Genomic DNA, 11,206 nt, shown 5'->3' with positions numbered 1-11,206 from the left:
CCGAGGGCCTTGGGAAAAACCAAACCGAGCCGGCCGACGCAACCGAGGCGAGCCGAGCCGGCCGCTTCAGGCCGGCTACTTCTTGTCGCCGCCCTTGCCCTTGTCGTCCCCGCCGCCGGCCATGGACTCGAAGATCTCCTTGCACATGGGGCACACGGGGTACTTCTTCGGGTCGCGGCCGGGCACCCAGACCTTGCCGCACAGCGCCACGACGGGCGTCCCGTCGAGGGCGCTCGCCATGATCTTGTCCTTCTGGACGTAGTGGGCGTAGCGCTCGTGGTCCCCGTCGCCGTGCGACACCTGCGGCGTCGGCTCTACGAGGGTCCCCGTACCAGTCCCGCGCTCGGGCTCAAGAGTGCTCATACCGCCAAGGGTACTGAAGCCCGGCGGCGAAGCTCACGCGCATCACACGTGCGTCAGTTGAGCGAGGCGTCGTCCGGATAGGTCGCCACCATCGCCAGTTCGCTGCGCTGGCGGCGCAGCACCTCGCGCCAGAGTCTCTCGGGGGACGGCGAGGAGACGTCGCCGGGCTCGGACTCCACGACGTACCAGGCGCCCTCCACCAGCTCGTCCTCCAGCTGGCCGGGACCCCAGCCGGCGTACCCGGCGAAGATCCGCAGGGAGCCGAGGGCCGCGGCGAGGAGTTCCGGCGGGGCCTCCAGGTCGACGAGGCCGATGGCGCCGTGCACCCGGCGCCAGCCGAGCGGGGCGCCGTCGAGGCTCGTGTCGCCCGGGATGACGGCGACCCCGAGGGCGGAGTCGAGGGACACCGGGCCGCCCTGGAAGACGACGCCGGGCTCGCCGGTGAGGTCCGCCCAGCCCTCCAGGATGTCGCTCACGCCCACCGGGGTGGGCCGGTTGAGGACGACACCTAGGGAGCCCTCCTCGTCGTGGTCGAGAAGGAGCACCACCGCACGGTCGAAGTTCGGGTCCGCCAGGGCGGGCGTTGCCACGAGCAGCCGCCCTGTGAGCGAGGACACCTCGGTCATGCCAGACATGATCCCGCATCTTCCCGTGAATGGGGGAGGCAATCGGGGCTCGGGGAGCGGGGGCAGGTCGAGCGCACGGATGCGGTCCGGGCGCACGAACGGAAACAGCCGCGGCGGTGACCCCCTGTGCCCGCCGGGAAACCGTCCGTGTTGTGACACAGCTATGACCTCGCTGGGTGGTCCTCGGGCTTACGGGACAGGGGTCGACGGCGATTACTCTGTCTCCTCTGGCCCCTGCACCTACCCGATGGCCCTTGCCCCGACCCACTCCACCATCCATGGAACGCGAGATACATGACCGTCAACGGCTCTGACGACGTACTGCTGGTCCACGGCGGAACCCCGCTCGAGGGCGAGATCCGTGTCCGCGGTGCGAAGAACCTCGTACCCAAGGCCATGGTCGCCGCCCTGCTGGGCAGTGAGCCGAGCCGGCTGCGCAACGTTCCGGACATCCGAGACGTGCGGGTCGTACGCGGCCTGCTGCAACTGCACGGGGTGACGGTCCGTCCGGGCGAGGAGCCGGGGGAGCTGGTGCTCGACCCGACCTACGTCGAGAGCGCCAACGTCGCCGACATCGACGCCCACGCGGGCTCGAGCCGGATCCCGATCCTGCTCTGCGGTCCGCTGCTGCACCGTCTCGGCCACGCCTTCATCCCCGGCCTCGGCGGCTGCGACATCGGCGGCCGGCCCATCGACTTCCACTTCGAGGTGCTGCGGCAGTTCGGCGCGACGATCGAGAAGCGGGCGGACGGCCAGTACCTGGAGGCGCCGCGGCGGCTGCGCGGCACGAAGATCCGGCTGCCGTACCCGTCCGTCGGCGCGACCGAGCAGGTGCTGCTGACGGCCGTCCTGGCGGAGGGCGTCACCGAGCTCTCGAACGCGGCCGTGGAGCCGGAGATCGAGGACCTCATCTGCGTGCTGCAGAAGATGGGCGCCATCATCGCGATGGACACCGACCGCACGATCCGCGTCACCGGCGTGGACAAGCTCGGCGGTTACAACCACGCGGCCCTGGCGGACCGGCTGGAGGCCGCCTCCTGGGCGAGCGCGGCGCTGGCGACGGAAGGCAACATCTACGTCCGCGGCGCCCAGCAGCGCTCGATGATGACGTTCCTGAACACCTACCGCAAGGTGGGCGGCGCGTTCGAGATCGACGACGAGGGCATCCGCTTCTGGCACCCGGGCGGCCAGTTGAAGTCCATCGCCCTCGAAACCGATGTGCACCCCGGTTTCCAGACGGACTGGCAGCAGCCGCTGGTCGTCGCCCTCACGCAGGCCACGGGCCTGTCGATCGTCCACGAGACGGTCTACGAGTCCCGGCTGGGCTTCACGTCGGCGCTGAACCAGATGGGCGCGCACATCCAGCTCTACCGCGAGTGCCTCGGCAGCTCCGACTGCCGCTTCGGACAGCGCAACTTCCTGCACTCCGCGGTCGTGTCGGGCCCCACGAAGCTCCAGGGCGCCGACCTGGTCATCCCCGACCTGCGCGGCGGCTTCTCGTACCTGATCGCCGCCCTCGCGGCCCAGGGCACCTCCCGCGTCCACGGCATCGACCTCATCAACCGCGGCTACGAGAACTTCATGGAAAAGCTCGTGGAACTGGGCGCAAAGGTAGAACTCCCGGGCAAGCCCCTCGGCTAGGACTCATCAACACCGGCCGCCAAAACAACCCGGCCGGCGTTTGAGGCCATCCTTGACAGCAACGACGAGGGGGCGGCACCCGGAAGTCCGGGTGCCGCCCCCTCGTCGTTGACCACGACGCTCTCAGCGGAGCGCTTACTTGCCCTTGGCCGCTTCCTTGAGCTTCGAGCCCGCGGAGACCTTCACGCTGTAGCCGGCCGGGATCTGGATCGGGTCGCCGGTCTGCGGGTTGCGCGCGGTGCGAGCGGCACGGTGGGTGCGCTCGAAGGTCAGGAAGCCGGGGATGGTGACCTTCTCGTCGCCCTTGGAGACGATGTCGCCGACGACCTCGGCGAACGCGGCCAGCACTGCGTCGGCGTCCTTGCGGGTCACCTCGGCGCGGTCGGCCAGCGCGGCCACCAGCTCACTGCGGTTCATGTTGTTACTCCCGTGTTCTTCTTGCCGTTGAGGCGTGCCACGCGGCGGAGCCGCATGTGGGGCACAGCGAAGTCGTTGTGCTCGCGCCCAGAGACGCATCCTGCCCCTACCTGCGGCGGGAAAGCCAATCCGGCACCCGCACGGAGGCGTGAGACAACCCATGTGTGTCACACGTGTGCCACACGAGGGATGCTTAGCTCCGCGCAACCCTAAAGCGCGGCGATCTGCGCGAGGTTCCGCGACGCGCCGTTGCGGGGGCCGCCGTGGCGATCCTCACAAGGCGCACAGCCCCCGCACACTCCGCGACAGAGCCTACGACGCCGACGCGCCCGCCGCCTTCGCGGCGTCCCGCACCGCACCCGCCACCGCGCCCGCGACCTTGTCGTTGAAGACGCTCGGGATGATGTAGTTCGGGTTCAGCTCGTCGTCGCTCACGACCTCCGAGAGGGCCTTCGCGGCCGCGAGCATCATCTCGGTGTTGACCGTGCGGGACTGCGCGTCCAGCAGGCCGCGGAAGACACCCGGGAAGACCAGCACGTTGTTGATCTGGTTGGGGAAGTCGGAGCGGCCGGTGGCCACGACGGCGGCCGTCTGGCGGGCGATCGTCGGGTCCACCTCGGGGTCCGGGTTCGCGAGCGCGAACACGATCGCGTCCTCGGCCATACCCGCCACGTCGGCGCCGTCGAGCACGTTCGGGGCGGAGACGCCGATGAAGACGTCGGCGCCGCGCACGGCCTCCTTCAGGGTGCCGGTGAGGCCCTCGGGGTTGGTGTTGTCGGCGATCCAGCGCAGCGCCGAGTCCTGGGCGGCGTCGACGAGGTCGGCGCGGTCCGCGTGGACGACGCCGTGGATGTCGGCGACGACCGCGTTCTTCACGCCGGCCGCGAGCAGCAGCTTGAGGATGGCCGTGCCGGCCGCCCCGGCGCCGGACATGACGACCCGGACGTCCCCTATGCCCTTGCCCACGACACGCAGGGCGTTCGTGAGGGAGGCGAGGACCACGATCGCGGTGCCGTGCTGATCGTCGTGGAAGACCGGGATGTCGAGGGCCTCGCGCAGCCGGGCCTCGATCTCGAAGCAGCGGGGGGCGGAGATGTCCTCGAGGTTGATGCCCGCGAAGCCGGGGGCGATGGCCTTGACGATCTCGACGATCGCGTCGGTGTCCTGGGTGTCCAGGCACAGCGGCCAGGCGTCGATGCCGGCGAACCGCTTGAAGAGGGCCGCCTTGCCCTCCATGACGGGCAGCGCGGCCTTCGGGCCGATGTTGCCGAGGCCCAGCACGGCCGAGCCGTCCGTCACGACCGCAACGGAGTTGCGCTTGATGGTGAGGCGGCGGGCGTCCTCGGGGTTCTCGGCGATCGCCATGCAGACCCGGGCCACACCCGGGGTGTAGATCATCGAGAGGTCGTCACGGTTGCGGATGGGGTGCTTGGACTGCATCTCGATCTTGCCGCCGAGGTGCATCAGGAACGTACGGTCGGAGACCTTGCCGAGGGTGACGCCCTCGATGCGGCGCAGCTGCCCGACGATCTCGTCGGCGTGGGCGGTGGAGGTGGCGGCGATGGTCACGTCGATGCGGAGCTTCTCGTGGCCGGACGCGGTGACGTCGAGGCCGGTCACCGAGCCTCCGTGGGACTCCACGGCCGTGGTGATCTGGGAGACCGCCGTTCCGCTGGCGGGCACCTCCAGACGGACCGTGATCGAGTAGGAGACGCTGGGCGCCGTTGCCATGGCCGACTTCCTCTGCACTGCTGGGTCGCGGGTTTGCCGTCCGATCGTCGCACCTACCGACGAGTAGGCGAAAGCCGCCCCGAATTGCGATCGTTTTGTTCTCAATGACTTCAAATAGGAGAGGCCCACATCACAACGTGATGTGGGCCTCTCCGACGTTCATGACACCGACCCGCCATGCTCGCCTCGCGGCAAGTGGTCGCTCGTAGCGACGAAGGTTGGGCCCGGGGGCTTGGATCGAGCCGGTGTCACGACCAGGCTAACAAACGGATGCCCGAACACCATTCCCGTCCGGGGAGTTCACAGGAATCAGTCTCTGAGGAGGTCGGGCACTCCGTTCGCGTCCGGGTCGTCGCGGTCCGCCGAGACCACCGTCAGCTGCTGCGTGGCCCGGGTCAGGGCGACGTACAGCACCCGCAACCCGGCCGGGGACTCGTCGGCGATCTCCGCCGGGGAGACGACGACCGTCGCGTCGTACTCCAGGCCCTTGGCCTCCAGGCTGCCGAGGGCCACCACGCGGTCGCCGAGGCCGGTGAGCCAGCGCCGGGCCTCCTCGCGCCGGTTCATGGCGACGACGACGCCGATGGTGCCGTCGACCCGCTGCAGCAGCCGTTCGGCCTCCGCGCGGACGGTCGCGCCCAGGGTGCCCTGCAGGGCGGTGAAGCGGGGGACGACGCCCGTGGAGCGGACCGCGGACGGGGACTTCGCGCCGGGCATGGCCAACGCCAGCACCTTGGCGGCCAGCTCGGCGATCTCGGCCGGGTTGCGGTAGTTCACGGTCAGCTCGAAGCGGCGGCGGGGGCGGCTGCCGAGGGCCTCGTCACGGGCCTCGGCCGCCTCGTCGGGGTCGGACCAGGAGGACTGGGCCGGGTCGCCGACCACCGTCCAGGTGGCGTGCCGGCCGCGGCGGCCGACCATCCGCCACTGCATCGGCGTGAGGTCCTGGGCCTCGTCCACGATGACGTGCGCGTACTCGACGCGCTCCTGGGCGAGCCGCTCGGCGCGCTCGCGCTGGGTCTCCTCGCGCACCGGCATCAGCTCCTCCAGGCCGGTGAGCTGGTCCAGCGGGTCCAGCTCGCGCCGTTTGCGCGGGCGGGCCGGGGTGCCGAGGATCGCCTGGAGCTCGTCGAGCATGGCGATGTCGTGCACGGAGCGGCCGTCCCGCTTGAGGGAGCGGGCGACCCGGCGGACCTCGCCGGGGTTGAGGATCCGCCGGGCCCAGCGGCCGAGCCGCCGCTCGTCGGCCATGGCGGCGAGGACGGCCTGCGGGGTCAGCTCGGGCCACCAGGCGTCGAGGAAGCCGATGAACGCGTCCTCACTGGTCACGTCCTCGTCGAAGGACGAGCGCAGCTCGGCGGCCAGCTCGGCGTCGGTGTGCCGGCCCGCCGCGCCCGAGCGCTCCCACAGGGCGTCCAGGAGGAGCTTGCGGGCGCGGGGGCGCAGCAGGTTGACGGGGGCGGTGCCGCTGAGGGCGCTCTGCCGGACGCGGTCCAGGTCGGCGGCCTCCAGCTCCAGCCGGCGGCCGAAGGCGACGACCCGCAGCCGGGTGGGCGTCCCGGCGGGGGCGGCGGGCTGGTCGGCGTCGCCGTCGCCGTCGCCGAAGGACAGCTGCCCCTGACCGGCGCCCCTGCCACTGCTGCCGCTGCCGCTGCCGCCGGACTCCAGAGCGCCGCGCGCGGCCTTCCGCAGCACCTTCAGCATCCGGTACGAGCCCTTGGCCCGGGCCACCGCCGGGGCGTCGTACAGGGTGGCCTCGGCGCCGTCGACGAGGGAGCCGATGGCGCGGATGGCGACCTGGCCCTCCTCGCCGAGGGAGGGCAGCACGCCCTCGGTGTAGGCGACCAGCAGGGGTGTGGGCGAGACGATCAGGATGCCGCCCGCGTACCGGCGCCGGTCCTGGTAGAGCAGGTAGGCGGCCCGGTGCAGCGCGACGGCGGTCTTCCCGGTGCCCGGGCCGCCCTCGACGTAGGTGACGGAGGCGGCGGGGGCCCGGATGACCAGGTCCTGCTCGGCCTGGATGGAGGCGACGATGTCGCGCATGGTGTGGCTGCGGGCCTGGCCGAGGGCGGCCATGAGGGCGCCGTCGCCGATGACGGCCAGTTCCTCGCCGTCGAGCAGGGCCGTCAGCTCGGGGCGCATCAGGTCGTCCTCGACGCCGAGGACGCGCCGCCCCTTGGAGCGGATCACCCGGCGGCGCACCACGCGCCCCGGGTCGACCGGGGTGGAGCGGTAGAAGGGCGCGGCTGCGGGCGCCCGCCAGTCGATGACGAGCGGGGCGTACTCGGAGTCGAGGACTCCGATGCGGCCGATGTGGAGGCTTTCGGCGATGTCGGCGCTGTTGTCGGGCCGGACGGTCCCCTCCGCGGGCTCCACGGCGGTGTAGGCGCCGTCCGGGCCCTTCTTGCCGTCCTTCCCGAGGAGGAGGTCGATCCGCCCGAACAGGAAGTCCTCGAACTCGTTGTTGAGCCGGTTGAGGTGGACTCCCGCGCGGAAGACCTGCGCGTCCCGCTCGGCGAGCGCGCCGGGTGTGCCGACCTGGCCACGCTTGGCCGCGTCGTTCATGAGGAACTCAGCCTCGTGGATCTTCTCCTCGAGACGCCGGTACACCCGGTCCAGATGTTCCTGTTCGACGCTGATCTCGCGCTCTCGGACCGAGTCGGACGCGGCGCCGACCGCGGTTTCCTGCTGAGCCTGTACGGCCACCGGGCCCCCTTCTGACGTGCTGGGCAGCCGTCAACCGTACGCGAAGGGGACCCGGCAAAGCTACGTACGCTACGCCTTGATCTCGACGAGCTTCTTGCCGTCGAAGGTCATGACCTCGAAGTGATCGATCTCATCGGTGCTGAAAGCGGCCCCGCCGACGACGTAGAGCGGGTTCTTTGCCTGCTCGGTCTTGGCGTCGGCGATGCCGTAGCCCCACTCCGGGACGGACCAGGAGGAGACCGTCTCGCGCTCGCCGTTCTTGCCGACGGCGATGAGGGAGCACTTCTCCGGACCGGTCACGTTCTTCAGTTCGACGCCGATCTCCGTGCCCCACAGCTTCTCGCCCATGCCGACGGTCGCGGTGACCTTGCTGGCGGAGTCGGTCGAGGAGACCCGGTCGGTGAGGGTCGCGAAGATGTCCTTGGCGGAGTTGGCCGACTTGGTGGCGCTCGCCTCGGTGCCCTTGGTGCCGTTGTCGCCGCCGGTCGCCGCAAGGACGGTGAGCGGGCCGCCGATGATCAGCGCGGCCGCGGCCGCGACCAGGAAGAAGGAGCGGCGACGTTTCTGCGCGCGGCGGTCGGACACCTCGTCGACCAGCCGTTCCGCGAGGCGCGGGCTGGGACGGGCCGACAGGGACTCGCCGATCGCGGGCGTGCCGGCGCCCGGCAGGTCCGCGAGGGCGGCCAGCATGGGCTCCATGCCGGCGAGCTCGTCGAGTTGCTGAGCACACCACTCGCAGCCCGCGAGGTGCATCTCGAAGGCGGTCGCCTCGGCGTCGTCGAGGATGCCGAGGGCGTAGGCGCCGACGGTCTCGTGTTCGCTCGGGCTCGGCGATCCCACTGATCCCTGCATGGGGCCAGACATACCCGAACCACCTGCTCCGAATCCCCCGTACACGCTCATCACGCCGTCACCCCCCGCTCCTCCAGAGCCAGCTTCATCGACCGCAGGGCATAGAACACCCGTGAGCGCACGGTGCCGCTGGGTATGCCCAGCGTCTCGGCCGCCTCGTTGACGGTACGCCCCTTGAAGTACGTCTCGACGAGCACCTCCCGGTGGGCCGGGGTCAGGTCGTCGAGCGCATCGGACAGCGTCATCAGCCACAGCGCCTTGTCGATCTCGTCCTCCGCAGGAATGACCTCCAGCGGCGACGGGTCGACCTCCTGCGGCCGGGCCTGCCGGCTGCGGTGGCCGTCGATGACGATGCGGCGTGCGACCGTCACCAGCCAGGGGCGTACCGATCCGGTCGCTCGATTGAGCTGACCGGCGTTCTTCCAGGCACGGATGAGCGTCTCCTGCACGACGTCCTCGGCACGCTGCCGATCTCCGGCAACCAGGCGCAGGACATACGCAAGCAGGGGTCCGGCATGCTCCCGATACAGAGCACGCATCAGCTCCTCGTCAGGTTCCGAGGGCTGGGACATGCGATGTCGGGCCCTCGATCCACGTTCATTGGCCACGGCCGCATCCTTGCGCACGCCCACCTCCGGTGTCCGGGGGTTCCCCCAGTCGGTCGCTCGACAACGGGTACGGAAGTGGAGTGTCGGGTGTTCACATCGTGGGGAGACTTTTCTTCCGGGTGTCATGACGAGAGGGACATGCGGGCACATTCCCCCCTCGTTTTCTTTACATTTCCACCACGGGAGCGAGATCGCGGCGGCTGCCCGGCAAGCGACACGAGTAAACGAGGTGTAACCGAAATCACTTTAACGCCCGCTCCACAGAAGGGACATAACGCCCCATCACCTGGATGCGAGCGCCGCCCGCCGCCGGTGCCGAGCCACCCTTTCCCGGTTCCCGCAGACCTCACTGGAGCACCAGCGCCGACGCCGCCCGCGGGAGGTGTCGAGGTACACGATCGGGCAGTTGTCCCCCGCGCACTGCCTCAGATCCGCGCGGGCGACGGGATCCGTGAGCAGCTCCACAGTGTCCCGCGCGACGGCCGCGAGCAAGGCGGCGCACCCGGGCGGATGGTCCAACGCCCGCACGAGCACCCCGTCTTCGCCGCGCACGGCACGGGGGATCGGGGGCGCGACCCGGGCGAGATCGTTGACCCGGGCCAGCGCGAGGTCGTAGGGCCCGACGGCGTGGTGCGCGACCCACCCGTGCACCAACTGTCCGACATTGCGCCGCAGTTCCCGGAACGCCACCGGCCACGCCCCGTCGGCGTGACCGAGCGGGGTGTCCGCCGGCACCAGCCCGGACCCCCGGATCCAGGCGCACAACGGCGCGACGGCGTCCAGGTGTTCATGGGGATGACTGGTCGCCAGCAGATCGAGACAACTCCGCCCGGCATCGAACCGCAGCTCGTGGAACTCCATCCGCCACCGCCTCAGGCGTAGTCCGGGGAGAACAGTCCCCTTCACAGTGCCAGCGCAGGATGACGTTTCATAGCCCGTCCGGCGATTGAGGACGAGGCCGTTCAGGCCGAACGGGGGTCTGGGGGCAGAGCCCCCAGAGACGGCACGCCAAGCGACGGCGAGCGCGACAACCCGCCTAACCGTCGGAGTACTTCGCGTCGGCCGCCGGATCCAACGCCAGCCGATACCCCCGCTTCACCACCGTCTGGATCAGCTTCGGCGCGCCGAGCGCCGTCCGCAGCCGGGCCATCGCCGTCTCGACGGCATGCTCGTCCCGCCCGGCCCCGGGCAGCGCCCGCAGCAGATCGGACCGCGGCACCACCCACCCCGGCCGCCGCGACAGCGCCCGCAGCAACGACATCCCCGCCGGCGGCACCGGTTTCAGACAGTCGTCCACCAGCACCGCGTGCCCCCGGATCTCCACCCGGTGCCCGGCGACCGGCAGCGCCCGGGCCCGCCCCGGCAGTTCCTTGCACAGCAACTGCACGAGCGGCCCGAGCCGGAACCGCTCCGGCTGGACGGTGTCCACGCCCGCCGCCTGCAGCGGCAGCGCGGTGACCGGGCCGACGCAAGCAGGCAGGACGTCGTGGTGCAGGGCGGTGAGCAGCTCGGAGAGCAGCCCGCGCTCCTCCGCCCGTGACAGCAGCGAGGCGGCGGCGGGCGCGCTGGTGAAGGTGATCGCGTCCAGTCCGCGGGTGACGGCGGCGTCGAGGAGCCGGTCGAGCGGCGCGATGTCCTCCGGCGGCATCCACCGGTAGACGGGCACCCCGACGACCTCCGCGCCGGCGGCCCTGAGCGACTCCACGAACCCCGGCAGCGGCTCGCCGTGCAGCTGGACGGCGACCCGGCGCCCGTCGACGCCCTCCTCCAGGAGCCGGTCGAGCACCTCGGCCATGGACTCGCTGGACGGCGACCACTCCTCGGTCAGCCCGGCGGCCCGCACCGCGCCCTTGACCTTGGGGCCGCGGGCGAGGAGCTCGACGCCGCCGAGGCGGGCGAGCAGCTGTTCGCCGAGCCCCCAGCCGTCGGCGGCCTCGACCCAGCCGCGGAAGCCGATGGCGGTGGTGGCGACGACGACGTCCGGCGCCTGGTCGATGAGGTCCTTGGTGGCGGCGAGCAGCTCGCCGTCGTCCGCGAGCGGCACGATCCGCAGGGCGGGCGCGTGCAGCACCGCCGCCCCGCGCCGCTGGAGCAGCACGCCGAGTTCCTCGGCCCGGCGCGCGGCCGTCACGCCCACGGTGAAGCCCGCGAGGGGTCCGTGTTCGACGACGCCCTGAGGGCTGACGGCCGGTGGTCGCTGTTCCTCGTACATAGCTCTCGTTCCGCGCTCGATTCGCATCAACACCTACATGCCGACGAGCCTGT

At 71.0% G+C, this 11,206-nt stretch carries 10 protein-coding genes; 1 reads left to right on the top strand and 9 read right to left on the bottom strand.

What is annotated here, in order from left to right; translation table 11 throughout:
• Nucleotides 1-75: 75 nt before the first annotated feature.
• Together ACWCPF_RS02880 and ACWCPF_RS02875 are read right to left on the bottom strand one after the other, a co-directional pair.
• Nucleotides 76-363, bottom strand: coding sequence for a DUF3039 domain-containing protein (locus tag ACWCPF_RS02880; protein ID WP_351911809.1), 288 nt, complete (start codon nt 361-363; stop codon nt 76-78).
• A gap of 53 nt (nt 364-416) precedes the next feature.
• Nucleotides 417-989: a YqgE/AlgH family protein gene (locus tag ACWCPF_RS02875; RefSeq protein ID WP_451043178.1), complete on the bottom strand. Its 573-nt coding sequence runs from the start codon at nt 987-989 to the stop codon at nt 417-419.
• Nucleotides 990-1,283: 294 nt separating this feature from the next.
• Here ACWCPF_RS02875 and murA point away from each other — a divergent pair, with 294 nt between their 5' ends.
• Nucleotides 1,284-2,630, top strand: a complete 1,347-nt coding sequence (gene murA / locus ACWCPF_RS02870) for a UDP-N-acetylglucosamine 1-carboxyvinyltransferase (RefSeq protein WP_451043177.1) — start codon at nt 1,284-1,286, stop codon at nt 2,628-2,630.
• 135 nt (nt 2,631-2,765) lie between these two features.
• On the opposite strand, the gene ACWCPF_RS02865 is transcribed toward murA, so the two are convergent.
• The 7 genes from ACWCPF_RS02865 to ACWCPF_RS02835 all read right to left on the bottom strand — a co-directional run bounded on the left by ACWCPF_RS02865 (nt 2,766) and on the right by ACWCPF_RS02835 (nt 11,153).
• Nucleotides 2,766-3,047 carry an HU family DNA-binding protein gene (locus ACWCPF_RS02865; RefSeq protein WP_004000874.1) on the bottom strand — a complete coding sequence of 94 codons (282 nt, stop codon included), beginning with the start codon at nt 3,045-3,047 and terminating at the stop codon, nt 2,766-2,768.
• Between the two features lie 312 nt (nt 3,048-3,359).
• Nucleotides 3,360-4,778, bottom strand: a complete 1,419-nt coding sequence (locus ACWCPF_RS02860; RefSeq protein WP_451043176.1) for a malic enzyme-like NAD(P)-binding protein — start codon at nt 4,776-4,778, stop codon at nt 3,360-3,362.
• 309 nt (nt 4,779-5,087) lie between these two features.
• On the bottom strand, nt 5,088-7,481 hold the full coding sequence (locus ACWCPF_RS02855; RefSeq protein WP_451043175.1) for a HelD family protein: 2,394 nt from the start codon (nt 7,479-7,481) through the stop codon (nt 5,088-5,090).
• Between the two features lie 69 nt (nt 7,482-7,550).
• Complete coding sequence (locus tag ACWCPF_RS02850) at nt 7,551-8,333, bottom strand: anti-sigma factor family protein (RefSeq protein ID WP_451043174.1); 783 nt, start codon at nt 8,331-8,333, stop codon at nt 7,551-7,553.
• Between the two features lie 50 nt (nt 8,334-8,383).
• The gene (locus ACWCPF_RS02845; RefSeq protein ID WP_010039908.1) at nt 8,384-8,905 is read right to left on the bottom strand and encodes a sigma-70 family RNA polymerase sigma factor; all 522 of its coding nucleotides are present in this window, start codon (nt 8,903-8,905) and stop codon (nt 8,384-8,386) included.
• A gap of 318 nt (nt 8,906-9,223) precedes the next feature.
• Entirely contained in the window at nt 9,224-9,802 is a 579-nt protein-coding gene (locus ACWCPF_RS02840) for a CGNR zinc finger domain-containing protein (protein ID WP_451043173.1), read from the bottom strand.
• A 175-nt stretch (nt 9,803-9,977) separates the two neighbouring features.
• Nucleotides 9,978-11,153: a uroporphyrinogen-III synthase gene (locus ACWCPF_RS02835; RefSeq protein WP_451043172.1), complete on the bottom strand. Its 1,176-nt coding sequence runs from the start codon at nt 11,151-11,153 to the stop codon at nt 9,978-9,980.
• Nucleotides 11,154-11,206 lie beyond the last annotated feature (53 nt).

The sequence above is a fragment of the Streptomyces sp. NPDC001858 genome (assembly GCF_053594615.1).
This window is presented reverse-complemented; position numbering and strand designations above follow the sequence as displayed.